Here is a 16,932-nt window from a genome sequence, read left to right on the forward strand (position 1 = left end):
CCCTTTGTTGCCAACGACTTACGGCGGTTACACCCGGTAACGGCGGGGCAGTGTCGCGTGGCTGTTGCCCGGTCGTCAGTCCTAAGTCTTATATAAGATATAAGACGTTTGACCGAGGACCGGCGTTGAGCGTACAATCGCGATCACAACGGTGTTGTTTAACCCCTACTCCTCTATCACCCCGCAGGCTCCCATGCTCGAAAACTATCGCGCCCATGTCGCCGAACGCGCCGCGCTTGGCATTCCTCCGCTGCCGCTGTCCGCGCAGCAGACCGCCGAACTGATCGAACTGCTGAAGAATCCGCCCGCCGGCGAAGAGCAGACCCTGCTGGACCTGATCACCTACCGCGTGCCCGCCGGCGTCGATGACGCCGCCAAGGTCAAGGCCTCGTACCTGGCCGCCGTCGCCCTCGGCAAGGAAACCTGCGCGCTGATCAGCCGCGCCCGTGCCACCGAACTGCTCGGCACGATGCTCGGCGGCTATAACATCTCGCCGCTGATCGAGCTGCTGGACGACGCCGAAGTCGGCACCGTCGCCGCCGACGCGCTGAAGAAGACCCTGCTGATGTTCGACGCCTTCCACGACGTCAAGGAAAAGGCCGACAAGGGCAACGCCAATGCGCGCGCCGTGCTGCAAAGCTGGGCCGACGCCGAATGGTTCACCAGCCGTCCGGAAGTCCCGCAAAGCCTGACCGTGACCGTCTTCAAGGTCCCGGGCGAAACCAATACCGACGACCTGTCGCCGGCGCCGGACGCCACCACCCGCCCCGACATCCCGCTGCACGCGCTGGCGATGCTGAAGAACAAGCGCGAGGGCGCCGCGTTCCAGCCCGAGGAAGACGGCAAGCGCGGCCCGGTCAAGTTCATCGAAGCGCTGAAGGAAAAGGGCCACCTGGTCGCTTACGTGGGCGACGTGGTCGGTACCGGCTCGAGCCGCAAGTCCGCCACCAACTCGGTGCTGTGGTTCACCGGCGAAGACATCCCCTTCGTGCCGAACAAGCGCTTCGGCGGCGTGTGCCTGGGCGGCAAGATCGCCCCGATCTTCTACAACACGATGGAAGACGCCGGCGCGCTGCCGATCGAGCTCGACGTGTCGAAGATGGAAATGGGCGACGTGGTCGAGCTGCGTCCCTATGAGGGCAAGGCGCTGAAGAACGGCGAAGTCATCGCCGAATTCCAGGTCAAGTCCGACGTGCTGTTCGACGAAGTGCGCGCCGGCGGCCGCATTCCGCTGATCATCGGCCGCGGCCTGACCGCCAAGGCGCGCGAAGCGCTGGGCCTGGCGCCGTCGACGCTGTTCCGCCTGCCGCAGAACCCGGCCGACACCGGCAAGGGTTACACGCTGGCGCAGAAGATGGTCGGCCGCGCCTGCGGCCTGCCGGAAGGCAAGGGCATCCGCCCGGGCACCTACTGCGAGCCGAAGATGACTTCGGTGGGCTCGCAGGACACCACCGGCCCGATGACCCGCGACGAACTGAAGGACCTGGCCTGCCTGGGCTTCTCGGCCGACCTGGTGATGCAGTCGTTCTGCCACACCGCCGCCTATCCGAAGCCGGTCGACGTCAAGACGCACCACACGCTGCCGCAATTCATCAGCACCCGCGGCGGCATCTCGCTGCGCCCGGGCGACGGCGTCATCCACTCGTGGCTGAACCGCATGCTGCTGCCCGACACCGTCGGCACCGGCGGCGACTCGCACACCCGCTTCCCGATCGGCATCAGCTTTCCGGCAGGCTCGGGCCTGGTGGCCTTTGCCGCCGCCACCGGCGTGATGCCGCTGGACATGCCGGAATCGGTGCTGGTCCGCTTCAAGGGCAAGATGCAGCCGGGCGTCACGCTGCGTGACCTGGTCAATGCGATCCCGCTGTATGCGATCAAGCAGGGTCTGCTGACCGTTGCCAAGCAGGGCAAGAAGAACATCTTCTCCGGCCGCATCCTGGAAATCGAAGGCCTGCCCGACCTGAAGGTCGAGCAAGCGTTCGAACTGTCCGACGCCTCGGCCGAGCGCTCGGCCGCCGGCTGCACGGTGCGCCTGAACAAGGAACCGATCATCGAATACATCAACAGCAACATCACGCTGCTGAAGTGGATGATCGCCGAGGGCTACCAGGACGCCCGCAGCCTGTCGCGCCGCATCAAGGCGATGGAAGCGTGGCTGGCCGATCCGAAGCTGCTCGAGCCGGACGCCGACGCCGAGTACGCCGCCGTGATCGAGATCGACCTGGCCGACGTGCACGAGCCGATCGTCGCCTGCCCGAACGACCCGGACGACGTGAAGACGCTGTCCGACGTCGCCGGCGCCAAGATCGACGAAGTGTTCATCGGCAGCTGCATGACCAACATCGGCCACTTCCGCGCCGCGTCGAAGCTGCTGGAAGGCAAGCGCGACATCCCGGTCAAGCTGTGGGTCGCGCCGCCGACCAAGATGGACCAGAAGCAGCTGACCGAGGAAGGCCACTACGGCGTGTTCGGCACCGCCGGCGCCCGTACCGAGATGCCGGGCTGCTCGCTGTGCATGGGCAACCAGGCACAGGTGCGCGAAGGCGCGACGGTGATGTCGACCTCGACCCGCAACTTCCCGAACCGCCTGGGCAAGAACACCAACGTGTATCTGGGCTCCGCGGAACTGGCCGCCATCTGCTCGCGCCTCGGCCGCATCCCGACCAAGGAAGAGTACATGGCCGACATGGGCGTGCTGAACGCCAATGGCGACAAGATCTACCGCTACATGAACTTCGATCAGATCGAGGACTTCAAGGGGGTGGCGGATACGGTGACGGTTTGATGGCAGGGATTTGATCTGGTCTTTGGGGTTTGGGTTGGCGATTGTCCCGAGCCCCAGGGACTGAGCTGAACTGCTTTTGGATTTGTTGCTGTTGGAAAGCCTCGGAGGCGAAAGTCTCCGGGGCTTTTTGTTTTGGCGCGACTTGTTGGAGGGCGATTCTGTTGCCGCGTCCTCCCGAGCGGGGTCTTGTGTCGGCTTGACCGTCATCGGTTTACAAACAATAATGAAATCACCATAGTTGTAAACTAGCCTGCCCGGGAGGTGCGATGATTGGAAACCGACTGAAGAGGGCACGTGAGGCGCTCGGCCTTTCCTTGCGCGACCTCGAAGCGACCATCGAGGGCCTGGTGTCTGCACAAGCCATCGGCAAATACGAGCGAGACGAGATGATGCCGAGTTCCACCGTACTTCTTGCCATGGCGAAGGCGCTGCGCGTCTCCCCCGAATTCCTGCTCAGCGAACGGAAGATCGAGCTGACCGGCGTCGACTTTCGCAAGGCGCCCCATACGGCTGCGAGGGAGGAGCGCGCGGTCGAGGCGGCGGTACTGGATCACGTCGAGCGCTATCTCGAGCTGGAAGAACTGCTGGCGGCGGAGGACGGCGCCTGGTCTCCGCCACGCGGCGCCGCGTTCGCCATCGGTGATATCGAAGATGCCGAACCTGCCGCGGACACGCTGCGGCGCCTCTGGTCGCTGGGGACCGACCCGATCCCGGCAATGACCGAATTGCTCGAAGACATGGGCATCAAGGTGATCGCGCTCGATCTGCCAGAGTGTTTCTCGGGCTCCAAGGCGTTCGTCCAGCAAAGCGGGCAGCGCGATGTCCCCGTGATCGTCATCAACAAGAATCACAACGGCGAGCGTCAACGCTTCACGCTGGCGCACGAGCTTGGGCATCTGGTGCTCTGCTTCGCGGAGTTGAGCGACGCGGAGCAGGAAAAGGCGGCGGACCGCTTTGCCGGCGCCTTGCTGATGCCGAAGGAAATGATGACTCGGCTATTGGGCAGCCATCGCACGTCCATTTCGATCGGCGAACTGGTGGAGCTGAAGAAGATTTTCCAGGTCAGCGTTGCGTCGCTGGCAGTACGGTGCTCGCAGCTTGGCGTGATATCGAAGGCCGCCTACGGCCGCCTGTGGGGACAAATTCGGGGAATGGGCTGGAACAGCCCCGGATCCAATGAACCTCACAAGCTTCCGGCCGAAGTGCCACAACGCATGGAACGCATGTGCCTGCGAGCCGTCGCAGAGCAGGCCATTTCGGAAGCGAAAGGCGCTGAGCTGCTCAGTATCAGCGTCCGCGAACTGGATCGCCGCTTGATGGGGCACGTCCACTGATTCGCCATGATCATCCTCGTTTCGGATACGTCTGTTCTGATCGATTTGGAACGAGGGGGATTGCTCGAAGCCTCGTTTTCGTGCGGCTTGACGATGATCGTGCCCGATCTGCTCTACGAGCGGGAGCTCGAAGCGGAAAACGGGCCGCTCTTGAGGAAGCTGGGGCTTGGAGTGGTGGCCCTCACGCCCGATGAAGTGGCATTCGCCCAGCGAGTGAGAACCGAACGGCGAAAGTTGTCACTGCCGGATTGCTTTGCGCTCAGTTGCGCCACACGGCCGAACCACGTTCTTGTCACGGGAGACGGGGAGTTGCGAGCCGAAGCTATATCCAGGCTGGGAAAGGTGTATGGGCTGCTTTGGCTGCTCGATCAAATGGCGTCTTCAGGGGTGTTGTCGAGTTCTCAGCTTCACGAAGGATTGTCTCGGATAGCTGCGCATCCGCGGTGTCGGTTGCCGCAAGGTGACGTGAGGATTCGACTGAGCGCTTGGGCGCCGGCGTAGTTCGGTCGATGTAAAGCTGAGATGACAGCTCTGGTCAGCCTGACAGCGAGACAGGTACCCAACGATGGAGGGGTACGGAAATAGCGGACTGTGGTCGATAGCCAGGAGCGTTCCCGTTGCGCGTGCGACGCCATCACGTCGGTATCGGTCGGCGCACAGCGACCCGCGAACGTATTTGCCGCGTTTATTCTCGTCCTGGCCTTCTGCCACTACCGCTTCCCAGATTCATAAAATGAAGATCAATCACAGCATTATCACTATCCTTGCCGTCTCCACCCTCGCGTTGACCGGCTGCGCGTCCGTCGACATGGCGAGCAAGGAGCAGTCCGACCAGGCCAAGCAGTTCAGCGCCCCGAGCGCAGGCAACTCTGGACTCTATGTCTACCGCAATAGCTTCGTCGGCAAGTCGCTGAAGAAGGACATTTGGGTGGACGGCAAGTGCCTGGGCGAAAGCGCATCGGACGTGTTCTTCTACACGCAGGTCGAAGGCGGCAAGAAGCACAAGATCGAAACGGAGTCGGAGTTTTCGCCGAACGCCCTGGAAGTGGCCATGGAAGCCGGCAAGAACTACTTTGTCCGCCAGTTCATCAAGCTCGGCGCTTTTGTTGGCGGGGCCGATCTGGAGCTGATTCCCGAAGAGCAAGGCAAGGCCGACGTGGCCAAGCTCGAATTGGCAAAGTCGGGCACCTGCAGCCAGTAAGACGTCTGATTTGGCGGTCGGTCACGCGCCGTGAGCGTATTGTCCGACCGCGCTTCCCCCGGCAATCCCCGGACGCCCCTCGTTACGCGACCTCTTCGCACGGTGCAACGAAGGCCGCACACCTACGGCGGTTGGGTGCAAATATTCCACGCCGAAAATACAATCCATACGCCTTCTCAAAAGGCGAACAAATACAAAACGAACAAAAGCAGACCTCGGGGGGTCATCCATGCGTGTTCTTGTTCCATTGCTGTTGGCCACGGCTTTGGGCTTTGCCGGTTGCGCGCAAACGCCTGAAGAACAGTTGGCACCGCGCTCGTCCACGGTGCGCCTGTGCGACGGGAATGCCTGCACCGAACAGGATCGACGCGTAGCAACAGCGCAACTCGCGTCGAACGAAGCCGATCCGCGTATGCAGGCATTGGCCAACGTGGCCGAGAAGAATCCGGACGCGGCCTACGACCTGGGCCTGCGCCTTCTGCGCGGCGACGGCGTGAAGCGCGACAGCTATCAGGCCCTGGAATGGCTGCGCAAGGCCGGCGACAACGGTCATACGCAGGCGCAACTGGCGCTTGGCCGAATTTATCTGATGGGCTTTGAGGAAATGGGTTCGGACCCTGCCGAAGCCGAGGCTTGGCTGATGCGAGCCGCAGCCAAGGGCAGCAAGGAAGCCAAAGAGTTGATTCCGCAGGCTCAGGCTGCCAAGAAAGACGAACAAAGCGCGTACCGAGTCCGCGAGGCTTATCGCACCTCCTGGATTGCCTGGTACAGCAGCTATCCGTATTACTGGGTATGGGGCCCTTCCGGCTGGTATCACCGCTAAGCCTTCCCACCCGGATTTTTTCGTCAATTTCCTCGACAGGAACGCCCTATCATGCCCAAGAGTATTTCCTTGCGCGCGGCCGCATTGGCCGCGTCTCTGGTTCTCGCTGGCTGCGCCACGGCCGGCGGCGGTCTGATCAGCACCGGCACCGCGCCCACCGCTGCCACCGGCGCCGCGGGTGGCGCCACCAGCGTGAATGCCAATGCTTCCCTGGAGCGTTGCGACGCGCCGCTGGGCACGCTGGCGGTGGACGACGGCCGGGGCAAGGAGTGGTACGCGAGCTTTGGCGCGGCCACCAAGGTCACCAGCATCGAGCCGCTGATCCGTCTGGCCGTGCAGCAGTCGAACTGCTTCGTGATCACGTCGATCGGCAACAATCGCACCGAAAGCAAGCTGTCGAACATCACCGACAAGCAGCGCAATTCCGGTGAATTCCGCGCAGGCTCGCGCCAGCAGAAGGGCCAGCGCGTAGCGGCCGACTACTACATGGAGCCGGCCATCATCATCGACAACGACTCCACCGGCCAGCTGGCTGCCGGTGTTGGCGGCCTGTTCGGCAGCGTCGGCGCGCTTGTGGGCGGTGCCATGCAAAGCAAGGCATCGGTCGTGACGCTGACCATGTTCGACATCCGTTCGGGCGTGCAGGTCTCCATCTCGGAAGGCAATTCGACGGCGACGAACTTTGGCGCCGCCCTGGGCGCGTTCGGCGGCAATACGGCCGGCGGCCTGGGTGGTTTCTCTCGCACGCCGGAAGGCAAGGCCACCGTCGCGGCATTCATGGACGCGTACAACAACATGGTGATCTCGCTGCGCAACTACAAGGCGCAGGAGGTCAAGGGCGGACTGGGACGAGGCGGGCGGCTGAAGGTCGGCTCGTAAATTCCTTCGACGATCGCCCGCGTTTGCCGTCATCTGCCGCTCGCCAGAAGCCGGTGGATGCATGGAGCGCGGGGGGATCGGTTCTGCATTACCGCGTAGGGGACCTTTGTCCCGCGAGAGCCCGCAAGACCTTACGCGACCGCGATACAACCCGGCCACCGGGAAGTATGCGAAGAAGGCGATCATCGCCGCGCCCCGGCAGGCCTCATGGCCTTGTCGGGGCGTTTTTCGTTTGGGCCAGGAAGCACGGCGGCCCCTGCTGATGGCTGAGGCAGAGGGGCCGGGCGTGATGCCGCCCGACAGCAAATAGCCAGCCCCGCCAGCCAGCCGGCGACCACCGGAACGGCGGCACCCTGAATTTTTGGGCCCTTGTCCGAGCCCTCGCCCCATCGCTCGCTGTCTTCTCGAGATTCCGCGGGTATCGCCACGCGCGCACAAAGGCGAGCCAAATACTTGGCACCCGACGCGCTTCGCCATCGGGTGAGGGAATTGGCGCCCCGCGGACAACATGCTGTTTCTACACGCGCGCCTAGTGCCTACAAACAATGGTGGCTAGGATTCAACGCGACCCGTCAAGTACCAATACATCGATCCATTGCGATGGCGGTGGGTGCGATGCCCATCCGTTTTCCTGATTCACTCACTTCGCCAATCGTTCGTCCAGTGAAAGACGGGGGACCTTCGCTCGGAGCTTTATCCGTTCATTTTGTTCGCACGACCTGACAAGAGTCTTGATGCCATGAAACCTGCATCTACATCGCCGTCCGTCTCTGAGGGAATCACCCGCCGCCAACTGCTCTCGCTCGGAACGAGTGCCGCGGTAGCTGCGTCCTTGCCCTTCACGGCCACGGCTGCTTCGACGACGTCCACCGCGCAGAAGACCGCGGCAACCTCACAGGGGAATTTCGCCATGAACTATGTCACTACCAAGGACGGTGTCCAGATCTTCTTCAAGGACTGGGGTCCTGCCGATGCGACGCCGATCGTCTTCTCTCATGGATGGCCGCTGAGCTCCGACGATTGGGACGCCCAGATGATGTTCTTCCTTGCCAAGGGCTATCGCGTCATTGCCCATGATCGGCGCGGCCATGGCCGCTCGTCGCAGGTTTGGCAAGGACACGATATGGACCACTACGCCGACGACCTGGCAGCGGTGGTAAGCCATCTTGATCTCAAGGGCGCCATCCACGTGGGTCACTCCACTGGCGGTGGCGAAGTCGTGCGCTACCTGGCGCGGCACGGCGAGAAGCGGGCCTCGAAGGCTTGCCTGATTGCCGCGGTTCCGCCGCTGATGGTCAAGACGTCATCCCATCCGGGCGGCCTGCCGAAGGAGGTGTTTGACGGCCTGCAATTGCAGACGGCCACCAATCGGGCACAGTTTTTCCGGGATCTTCCCGCGGGGCCGTTCTATGGTTTCAACCGGCCGGGCGCAAAGCCTCAGGAAGGCCTTATCCAGAACTGGTGGCGACAAGCCATGATGGGCAGCGCGAAGGCGCATTACGACGGCATCGTGGCGTTCTCGCAGACCGACTTTACCGAGGATCTGAAGAAGATCAATTTACCCGTGCTGGTGATGCACGGCGATGACGATCAGATTGTGCCCTACTCGGAATCGGGCCCCTTGTCGGCCAAGCTCTTGAAGAAAGGCATCCTGAAGACGTACAAAGGCTTCCCGCACGGAATGCCGACGACGCACGCGGAGGTCATCAACGCGGATCTCCTGGAGTTCCTCAAGGCCTGATCGGCGGAAGCCGCAGACAACTGCCGGGTCCGCTTCGAAGCGGACCGGCAGTCGTTGCCCCCTGGCCGATGCCGGAGCGCGATCGAGGGTATCGGTACATTGCCACCCCCATCAGCACTCGCATCGGCTCACGCTCGCATCGCGCGCGCGCCTTCGGTCTGGCCGGCAAGCTCCGCCGCGACAAAGTCCACCAGTACGCTTGCGCGCGCCGGGATCCGTCGACCGAATCCGTGCAGCACCTGCAGCGGTACCGCGCGTAGCGCCAACGCTGGCACTACACGCTGCAGCCGGCCGGCATCGAGGTCAGCCTGCACGGCGACGTGCAGCAGCTGCGCGATACCCAAGCCGCTGAGCGCTGCCGTGCGCATCGCGGCCCCATTGTCGGCATCGAAGGATCCCTTCGTCTGCAGCCGCGTGCCGTCGGCAAGCGTGACCGGCATGACTTGTCCGGCCAGTCGATAACGGACATGGCGATGGTGCAGCAGGTCCGCCGCCGTGCGAGGCTCCCCGCAACGTTCCAGGTACGCCGGCGAGGCCACGAGCACCACAGGAAGGGTTGTCAGGTGCCGTGCATGCAGGCCGCTGTCAGGTGCGTGACCGGCGCGGAAGGCCAGGTCGAACCCCTCGCGGATCAGATCGGCGTGCTGGTCGCTGAAGCTGACGTCCAGGGACAGGCGCGGATGGCGCGGCATCAATTTCGACGCGATCGCGGCCAGCAATGTGGCGCCCAGATCGGCCGGCATGCTGATGCGAAGATGACCTGCCGCCGCCATCTCCGACGGCGCGATCAACCCCTCGCTTGCTTCCTCGAGTCCTCGTACCAGCGGCGCGACGCGTCGGTAGAAGACGGTCCCTTCGTCGGTCAGTGCGAAGGCGCGGGTAGATCGGTGAAAGAGCTTCACGCCCAATCGGGCTTCAAGTCGCGACACGCTCTTCGAAATGGCCGAGGGCGTAGTGCCGAGGAGCCTGGCGGCCCTGGTGAACGAACCCGTTTCTACCGCACGGACAAAGGCTGAAAGGCCATGGAGGCGTTCTATCGACATGGAAGACAATTTGGCACAAGTCATGCGCCCAATGCAGGGCTGCTCGCCTTGCGACGGATCCTCTAGATTTTCAATCTCATCAAACAGGAATGTCGAGGTACACGATGGGCAAGCTTGAAGGAAAGGTCGCGGTGATTACGGGCGGCAACAGCGGTATCGGATTGGCGATGGCAAGGCGGTTCGTCAACGAGGGGGCCCAGGTGCTCATCGTCGGCCGGCGCGCGGACGCCGTTGATGCGACGGTTGCCGAACTGGGGCCGCGCGCGAGTGGCCTGACAGGCGATATCGCCGATCTGTCCACGCATGATCGCGTGTCGGCAGAGGTCGTCAAGCGGTTTGGCGGGGCCGACATCTACGTGGCCAACGCGGGCATGAACCAGATCAGGCCGTCCGCCCAGGTTGACATCGACGAATACGACGCCCAGTTCGCCACCAACACGCGAGCTGTGTTCTTCGGCGTGCAGAAGATCGTGCCGGTGTTGCGCGACGGTGGCTCCGTTCTCCTTGTCAGTTCGATTGCCAGCGCCAAGGTGCTCGATGGACACGCCGTCTATGCAGGTTCCAAGGCGGCAATTGAGGCGTTTGCGCAGGGCTGGGCGCTCGAGTTCAAGGCGCGCGGCATTCGGGTGAACGTCATCAGCCCAGGTCCCGTCGATACGCCGATTCTGTCCAAGCTGGGCGTTGCCGACGGTGACCGGCCAGCTTTCGAGGCAGCCGTGGCAGGTGCCATTCCGCTTGGTCGCCTTGGGCGTGCCGAGGAAATTGCATCGGCGGCACTGATGCTGACCAGTGAGGAAGGCAGCTTCATCACCGGCGTGAACCTGCGCGTCGATGGTGGGATCGCGCTGACCTGATATTGCTGACGGCAAACCGCCTCGCTGTTGGGGCCGGCTGGCAGCGCTGCCGTGATTGGAAAGAAAGGCGCCGCGGGTCTTTTGAACCCTCGGCGCTTTTCTCGCGATCATCGTCGCAATCGACTCGATGACGGTTTGTCGTCGAGTATCGATCAGTAATCCCACTGCACCGGAACGAAGCGGAAATTCCCGCCGTTCTTTGCGACGTGACCGATGGACGGGAAGGCGACATGCGCCGCGGCCAGTAGAGCGCCAGTCTCGGCGGCTTCGTTAAGCAGCGCGATACGCACGTCCACAGCGACTTCCGGTTCGTGCTCGAAGCCATTCTGCCAAGCGGGATTGTCGAAGCCGACTTCGAAGATGGCATCGCCCACGAAGGTCAGCTTCTCGCCCTTCGATGCAACATCCACGACGCAGTGCCCCGGGGTGTGTCCACCCGTTACACGCGCCGACACGCCCGCTGCGACTTCGACGGTCTGATCGAACAGCACGAGGTTCTTGCTGTAGAGCTCGACGAACTTGGCGGCCGCCTTGCGCAAGGCGGCGGGAGGAACCGCTTCCGGCATGACCGTCTGGCTGAAGTCCGGATCCTTCCAGAATTCGACTTCCGCGGCCGCTACGTGAATGCGTACGTCCGGCCGCAGGCGGGCCTTGACGCCATCCACGTTCAGGCCACCGACATGATCCATGTGCATATGGGTGATGACGATATCGGTGATGGCAGCCAGATCAATACCGGCCGATTCCAGCCGCATCACCGACCGACCGGCGCGCGAGAAGTATTCGAATCCGTCACCGACGCCCGAATCGATCAGGATCAGGCGTTCGCCGCTACGCACGAGCGCGATATTCAGCGCCCAGTCGAACATGTCACGTTGCAGGAAGCGGCTATCGAACCATTCGTTGCGGTCCGATTGGCTCACGTTGGTCGACATGGTACTGGTCGGAAGCGGCAGAATGCCATCGCTGATCAGCACGACGTCGACGTCACCGATGCGCACGGCGTAGCGGGAGGGAACGAGTTCGCCGGAACCTGCGTTGCCAAGGTGGACGGTCACCGGCTGCACATTGCGGATTGTTTCGCTCATTTTCTGGAGTCCTGTCAATTGAGTGGGTAAGCCGCACGATGCGGCAGGCGAGGTCCGTTTCGCTGCGCGGACATCTTCCTCGACCGTCGCACGGGTTGTGCAACGATCGTTGCCACCGAGTGTAGGCAGGAGGGGCGATTGGCAGTAGAGTCGCGGCGGCCTTCAGTATGTTGACCGAACGGCAACAATCTCCGACGGGCGACAACACGCGCGATCCGTCGTCTTGCTGGAGGACAGGGACGAAAAATCGAAGCGCTTGGTGGGGCTGTCGCTCAGACCCGGCGCACGGCGCATGGCGTGCGATGTTATGATCGAAGCTGGATTCGACGACGGCTTGAACAGGAAATAAAACTGCAGAAGCAGCGTTCCGGGGCCGTGCTTCTCACAATCAATAGCGTCAGGCCATGGCCTGGAAGTACTCAAATGATGGATTGGTTCCCTATCGTCTTTATCGCGTTCAAGGTCCTCGTGTTGGGCACGGGCATGTTCTTCGCCATCAAGTGGCATTACGATAAAGGCAGGAAGAAATGATCAAACCAGCGGACGCTCGCTGCTGATGGGCCGATTTGCGGGAAGTGCCCGGCTGGATTGAGAGTCGGCGAGATGCGAGCGAGAACGTGGCCCTACGCATCGCCCTCGGCCACCAGTCTTTCGATGTATTCCTCCAGCCCCGTCCCACCCCTCATCGGTTCCTCTGACAAATCGAACCGACTGTCCACACTGACGGCGGTCATCCGCGCATAGGAATCGGCAGCGGCATCCGAGAACCCCAGCCCCACAAACGTCTCCTTCCACTTCTCCCGCGGCACGACTTCGACCTGGACGGGCCGCCGAAGTGCCTGCGAGAAGGCCATCGCAACCTCTTCGGATGAATACCGCCGTGGCCCTTCCACATGGCGGACGCCAACATCGTCGAGCGGGGACATCAGCCTGGCTGCTGCCGCCTCCCCCAAATCGCGTGGCGCCACCATGGGGATTGGTAGATCGGCAGGAAACATCGTCGGCAGCTTGCCCGTGCTGCGTACCGTATCGAGCAGCCAATCCCAATTGCTCATGTAGTAAGCGGCGCGATTGATCGCCGCAGGAATCGGTTGGCGGCGCAGTCCTTCTTCGAGCTCCCACAGCACGCTCAAATCGCCGATGCGCTCGCCGGGCTGGGCGCCGCCTGTGGATTCGGCGACGACCTTCTCCAGGCCCGAGCCCTGAAGCGCGGCAAGGATGTTGGCCACCGTGTGCCGCTCGATCGCATCGGTGTCCTTGCTGGTATCGGCGGGCGGATTGAGCAGGAACGCTCGGCGTCCCCGCTGAAGCGCGGCCCGCAGTGACGCCACGTCTTCCACGTCCGCCTCGACGACCGCGGCGCCCTTGTCGCGCCATTTCGCGGCGCGGGCGGCCGAACGGGTCACGATGGTGACCGCCTGGCCGCGGGCGAGCAGCGCTTGCGCTGTCGCCGATCCAACATGTCCGGTACCGCCCATGATGACGTACATGTGCTTGCCTCCCGCGTCCCCTGAGCCGTTGTCGGGAATGGACGCATAAGTCATTGCTCATGTCGAAACCATATCAAAGACCGAAGCGGCGTTGGCCATTCCCCCTTGAAATGGCCGAACTGGCGACGATTACCGCCCCGCATCCCTCGGCACCGCTGTCCACATGACGATCCCGGCCGCCACCAGCAATCCCGCCAACAGATACAGCGCGTTATCCATGCTGCCGGTCTGAACCTTGACCTGCCCGATCACCCACGGGCTGACGATCCCGCTGGTAATGCCGACACTGCTGATGAACGCGAGTCCGGTTGCAGCGGTATGCCCGGGCAAATAGCTGCGTGGCAGCGACCAGAAGATCGGCAGCGCCGCAAAGATCAGCACCGCCGCCACAGACAGGATCGCCAGCATCGCGCCGAAATGCGGCAGTCGCAGGGTCAGCAGCGCGAGCGCCAGGGCACCGCCGCAGCAGCACAGCAGGAAATGCTTGTGCCGCTCGCCGGTGCGGTCCGAATGCCGCGCGATCAGGATAAGACCGACGGCGCCCACGGCATTCGGAATGACGCTATACAAGCTGATCGACACGACATCGGTAATGCCGAAATCGCGAATCATCAGCGGCATCCAGAAATTCAGCGTCAGCGAGCCGCAGGTCAGCGCGAAATAGATAAACGCGAACACATACAGCCTGGGGTTGCGCAGCGCCTCGCGCAGGGCGCCGAGCGTATGGGCCGCGTGGCTGCCTTGCTCGCCTTCCAGTTGCCGTGCCAGCAGCGCCTTCTCGCGAGCGGTCAGCCATTTGGCGTCGGCGGGGCTGTCAACCAGATACCAGGCGGCGATCAAGCCGAGCAGCACGGCGGGCGCGCCTTCGATGGCGAACATCCATTGCCAGCCGAACAGCCCCATCACGCCGGCCATATCGCGCATGATCCAGCCGGAGACCAAGCCGCCCAATACGCCGGCAATCGCGACACCCGCGAAGAAGATGGCCATCACGGCCGCGCGCCGGTGCGCGGGGAACCAGTAGGTCATGTACAGCACGATGCCGGGGAAAAAGCCGGCCTCGAATACGCCGAGCAGGAAACGCAGCGTGTAGAACTGCGCCGGCGTGGAGACGAAGGCCATTCCCACCGAGACGGCGCCCCACAGCAGCATGATCCGCGTGAAAGTCCGCCGAGCGCCGAAGCGGGCGAGCAGCATATTGCTTGGCACTTCGCACAGTACATAGCCGACATAGAACACCGCGGCGCCGAGTCCGTACATTGCATCGCTGAAGCCGAGGTCCTGCTTCATCTGCAATTGCGCGAAGCCGATATTGATGCGGTCAAGGAAGGAAATGACGTAGCAGACGAACAGGAAGGGGACGATGCGCAGCCAGATCTTCTGGTGCAGGGCGTCTTCTTCGTGTGCGAGGGCGAGCGGGGGCGTCGCGGTGCCCGCGTGGAGTTGGGACATGCTTTGTCTCCGTAAAGCAGGAAGGAGGAAAAAGAGGGGCGGATCGCGCCGCCCTTAACGGGCCGATGTCTTGCGCACCGTGGGCCCGGAGTGGATTCCGTCGTGTATCAACCGTTGGCGCGAGCGCGCCCTGTCGTTCGTCGAATATGTTGTCGCGTATCTCGTCGCGTATCCCGTCGAATCAGGCCGCGGCCGTTTCGGCCTCGCGCGCCAGTTGCAGCGCCGACAGCAGCGTCTCGTGGTCGCCGATATGGTTGGCCAGCAGCAGGATCAGGCGGGCGTTGGCCGCCTGGCTTTGCGCATCGTCCAGATCGCGGTGCATGTCGATCAGGGCTTCGTAGAAGTCGTCGGGACGGGCGAGGTTGGGGGCGGTGATAAGGGGCATGGTGTCTCCGGGGGATGTCGTTGCCGCTTGCTGGGGATCATGCCGCGAGCGCTTCGGCGCAGGCCGGTGTTCCTCGCGCCGCCGGCGCAGTCTCCGCCAGACGCTTGCCTTGAGCCCGAGCCATCGCCTCCATCACCCGTCCCGCATCCACCGCACGCCAGCGTGCGCAGACATGTTGATCCGGACGAATCAGATACGCGGTACCCGGCACCGCGTCGTAGCGTTGCGCCACGATGCCGTCGCGATCCCTGACCACAGCAATGTCCGATGTCCGGGCAGCGCGATGACCGTCCGGCGCGACGAACAGCATCCGTGGTGCACCGGCTTGACGGCGGAGCGCGGCGATCTGCCTGTCGGCCTCCGCATCGAGATCGTCGGGATGGCCGTAGACCAGCAAGCTGAATCCGCCATGCAGCTGCGACAGCAGCCAATCCTCGGCGCCATCGGCCTCGACCGGCGCATCGGCACACGGCGCCCCAGGAATCATGGCGCCAGCGAAGGCATCGGTGTCGACCGTATTCAACGGGGACGAGGCCAGCACGCTCGGCACCGACAGGCGCCCGCTATTGACCAGCGTCCGCGCAAACGGATGCTTCGCCGCCAGCGTCAGTACCGCATCGCGAAACACACGGCTTACCTGGCTCTTCGGCGTGATGAAGTCCGTGGAGCGAGTCGAATTGCGGATGTTCTCGTCCGCCGCGTATTCGCGCTCGCTGGCATAGGTGTCGAGCAGCGCGTCCGGTGCCTCGCCGCGCAGCACGTGGGCCAGTTTCCAGGCCAGATTGTCCGCATCCTGTACGCCGCTATTGGCGCCGCGCGCGCCGAAGGGCGACACGCCATGCGCCGAGTCGCCGGCGAACAGCACGTGGCCATGCCGGAAGCTGTCCATGCGCAGGCACGAGAACGTGTACACGCTGACCCATTCGAGCTCGAATTTCGCATCCGGGCCGAGCAGGGCCTGCACGCGAGGAATGACGCGCTCCGGCGATTTCTCCAGCACCGGGTCCGCGTCCCAGCCCAGCTGGAAATCGATACGCCAGACGTTGTCGGGCTGCCGATGCAGCAGCACCGATTGATTCGGATGGAAGGGCGGATCGAACCAGAACCAGCGCTCGCTAGGAAAGCCGGCTTCCATCCGGATATCCGCGATCAGGAAGCGGTCCTTGAAGGTGCGGCCCTTGCTGTCCAGGCCCAGCAGATTGCGCATCGGGCTGCGCGAGCCGTCGGCGGCGACGACATAACGAGCCCGCACTGGATATGTGCCATCGGGCGTTTCCACGGTCAGCGTGACGGTGGCATCCGCGCCGCCCTCATCGCGGCGCTCGATGCCGACCACCTTGTTCTTCCAGCGGATCTGCAGATTCGGCAGTTCGAGCGCGCGCTCGAGCAGGAAGCCTTCGACGTAATACTGCTGCAGGTTGATGAAGGCCGGCCGGCGATGTCCGCTTTCGGGAAGAAGATCGAATGCATAGACCATCTGGTCGCGCAGGAACACCTTGCCGAGATTCCAGCGCACGCCCTTGTCCACCATGCGATCGCCGCAGCCAAGCCGATCGAAGATCTCCAGCGTGCGCTTGGCAAAGCAGATCGCGCGCGAGCCAGTCGACAGTGTGCAATCGTCGTCCAGCAGTACTACCTCGATGCCTTGCTGGGCCAGGTCGATCGCGGTGGCCAGGCCTACCGGGCCGGCACCGACGACCACGACCGGATGCATCGCGTTGGTAGCCGATTGCTCCGCGCAAGGCCGGTATTCAAAGGTCAATCGTTGATAGTCGACCGCCATCTTGTTGTCTCCTTCCACCATCCTGGATGCCGATACCGATACCGATACCGATACCGATGCCGATGCCGATACCG

The 16,932-nt window shown here is 63.1% G+C and carries 14 protein-coding genes; 8 read left to right on the plus strand and 6 right to left on the minus strand.

The features are described 5' to 3' along the window. The first annotated feature begins 193 nt into the window (after positions 1 to 193). From acnB to KZ686_RS21100, 7 genes are all read left to right on the plus strand, one after another. Positions 194 to 2,785, plus strand: a complete 2,592-nt coding sequence (gene acnB / locus KZ686_RS21070) for a bifunctional aconitate hydratase 2/2-methylisocitrate dehydratase (protein WP_149316420.1) — start codon at positions 194 to 196, stop codon at positions 2,783 to 2,785. A gap of 266 nt (positions 2,786 to 3,051) precedes the next feature. Next, entirely contained in the window at positions 3,052 to 4,119 is a 1,068-nt protein-coding gene (locus tag KZ686_RS21075) for an XRE family transcriptional regulator (RefSeq protein WP_149316419.1), read from the plus strand. Positions 4,120 to 4,125: 6 nt separating this feature from the next. Next, positions 4,126 to 4,620 carry a PIN domain-containing protein gene (locus KZ686_RS21080; protein WP_149316418.1) on the plus strand — a complete coding sequence of 165 codons (495 nt, stop codon included), beginning with the start codon at positions 4,126 to 4,128 and terminating at the stop codon, positions 4,618 to 4,620. A gap of 232 nt (positions 4,621 to 4,852) precedes the next feature. Further along, a complete protein-coding gene (locus KZ686_RS21085; protein WP_149316417.1) occupies positions 4,853 to 5,320 on the plus strand; it encodes a DUF2846 domain-containing protein in 468 nt (155 codons plus the stop codon). Positions 5,321 to 5,549: 229 nt separating this feature from the next. Next, positions 5,550 to 6,143 carry a tetratricopeptide repeat protein gene (locus tag KZ686_RS21090; RefSeq protein ID WP_149316416.1) on the plus strand — a complete coding sequence of 198 codons (594 nt, stop codon included), beginning with the start codon at positions 5,550 to 5,552 and terminating at the stop codon, positions 6,141 to 6,143. 51 nt (positions 6,144 to 6,194) lie between these two features. After that, entirely contained in the window at positions 6,195 to 7,022 is an 828-nt protein-coding gene (locus tag KZ686_RS21095) for a hypothetical protein (RefSeq protein ID WP_150082889.1), read from the plus strand. A gap of 910 nt (positions 7,023 to 7,932) precedes the next feature. Beyond that, positions 7,933 to 8,763: an alpha/beta fold hydrolase gene (locus KZ686_RS21100; protein ID WP_265633569.1), complete on the plus strand. Its 831-nt coding sequence runs from the start codon at positions 7,933 to 7,935 to the stop codon at positions 8,761 to 8,763. Positions 8,764 to 8,891: 128 nt separating this feature from the next. Here KZ686_RS21100 and KZ686_RS21105 read toward each other — a convergent pair whose 3' ends face one another. Continuing rightward, positions 8,892 to 9,830 carry a LysR family transcriptional regulator gene (locus tag KZ686_RS21105; RefSeq protein ID WP_322784933.1) on the minus strand — a complete coding sequence of 313 codons (939 nt, stop codon included), beginning with the start codon at positions 9,828 to 9,830 and terminating at the stop codon, positions 8,892 to 8,894. Positions 9,831 to 9,910: 80 nt separating this feature from the next. On the opposite strand from KZ686_RS21105, the gene KZ686_RS21110 reads away from it, so the two are divergent. Further along, positions 9,911 to 10,660, plus strand: a complete 750-nt coding sequence (locus KZ686_RS21110; RefSeq protein ID WP_149316546.1) for an SDR family NAD(P)-dependent oxidoreductase — start codon at positions 9,911 to 9,913, stop codon at positions 10,658 to 10,660. 152 nt (positions 10,661 to 10,812) lie between these two features. Here KZ686_RS21110 and KZ686_RS21115 read toward each other — a convergent pair whose 3' ends face one another. From KZ686_RS21115 to KZ686_RS21135, 5 genes are all read right to left on the minus strand, one after another. Beyond that, entirely contained in the window at positions 10,813 to 11,748 is a 936-nt protein-coding gene (locus tag KZ686_RS21115) for an MBL fold metallo-hydrolase (protein ID WP_265633571.1), read from the minus strand. A 623-nt stretch (positions 11,749 to 12,371) separates the two neighbouring features. Then, complete coding sequence (locus KZ686_RS21120) at positions 12,372 to 13,238, minus strand: NmrA family NAD(P)-binding protein (RefSeq protein ID WP_265633573.1); 867 nt, start codon at positions 13,236 to 13,238, stop codon at positions 12,372 to 12,374. Positions 13,239 to 13,367: 129 nt separating this feature from the next. Then, positions 13,368 to 14,690, minus strand: coding sequence for an MFS transporter (locus KZ686_RS21125; RefSeq protein ID WP_265633574.1), 1,323 nt, complete (start codon positions 14,688 to 14,690; stop codon positions 13,368 to 13,370). Between the two features lie 181 nt (positions 14,691 to 14,871). Then, a complete protein-coding gene (locus KZ686_RS21130; protein ID WP_150082883.1) occupies positions 14,872 to 15,075 on the minus strand; it encodes a DUF2783 domain-containing protein in 204 nt (67 codons plus the stop codon). A 37-nt stretch (positions 15,076 to 15,112) separates the two neighbouring features. Beyond that, entirely contained in the window at positions 15,113 to 16,858 is a 1,746-nt protein-coding gene (locus KZ686_RS21135; RefSeq protein ID WP_265633576.1) for an FAD-dependent oxidoreductase, read from the minus strand. Positions 16,859 to 16,932: the final 74 nt, after the last annotated feature.

Source organism: Cupriavidus cauae (genome assembly GCF_026210475.1).
Classification (GTDB): Bacteria; Pseudomonadota; Gammaproteobacteria; order Burkholderiales; family Burkholderiaceae; genus Cupriavidus; species Cupriavidus cauae.

Excerpts from the sequence above, each read along its gene's own strand:
- acnB (WP_149316420.1), top strand. The coding sequence starts at position 194 with ATGCTCGAAAACTATCGCGCCCATGTCGCCGAACGCGCCGCGCTTGGC.
- KZ686_RS21075 (WP_149316419.1), top strand. The coding sequence starts at position 3,052 with ATGATTGGAAACCGACTGAAGAGGGCACGTGAGGCGCTCGGCCTTTCC.
- KZ686_RS21080 (WP_149316418.1), top strand. The coding sequence starts at position 4,126 with ATGATCATCCTCGTTTCGGATACGTCTGTTCTGATCGATTTGGAACGA.
- KZ686_RS21085 (WP_149316417.1), top strand. The coding sequence starts at position 4,853 with ATGAAGATCAATCACAGCATTATCACTATCCTTGCCGTCTCCACCCTC.
- KZ686_RS21090 (WP_149316416.1), top strand. The coding sequence starts at position 5,550 with ATGCGTGTTCTTGTTCCATTGCTGTTGGCCACGGCTTTGGGCTTTGCC.
- KZ686_RS21095 (WP_150082889.1), top strand. The coding sequence starts at position 6,195 with ATGCCCAAGAGTATTTCCTTGCGCGCGGCCGCATTGGCCGCGTCTCTG.
- KZ686_RS21100 (WP_265633569.1), top strand. The coding sequence starts at position 7,933 with ATGAACTATGTCACTACCAAGGACGGTGTCCAGATCTTCTTCAAGGAC.
- KZ686_RS21105 (WP_322784933.1), bottom strand. The coding sequence starts at position 9,830 with ATGACTTGTGCCAAATTGTCTTCCATGTCGATAGAACGCCTCCATGGC.
- KZ686_RS21110 (WP_149316546.1), top strand. The coding sequence starts at position 9,911 with ATGGGCAAGCTTGAAGGAAAGGTCGCGGTGATTACGGGCGGCAACAGC.
- KZ686_RS21115 (WP_265633571.1), bottom strand. The coding sequence starts at position 11,748 with ATGAGCGAAACAATCCGCAATGTGCAGCCGGTGACCGTCCACCTTGGC.
- KZ686_RS21120 (WP_265633573.1), bottom strand. The coding sequence starts at position 13,238 with ATGTACGTCATCATGGGCGGTACCGGACATGTTGGATCGGCGACAGCG.
- KZ686_RS21125 (WP_265633574.1), bottom strand. The coding sequence starts at position 14,690 with ATGTCCCAACTCCACGCGGGCACCGCGACGCCCCCGCTCGCCCTCGCA.
- KZ686_RS21130 (WP_150082883.1), bottom strand. The coding sequence starts at position 15,075 with ATGCCCCTTATCACCGCCCCCAACCTCGCCCGTCCCGACGACTTCTAC.
- KZ686_RS21135 (WP_265633576.1), bottom strand. The coding sequence starts at position 16,858 with ATGGCGGTCGACTATCAACGATTGACCTTTGAATACCGGCCTTGCGCG.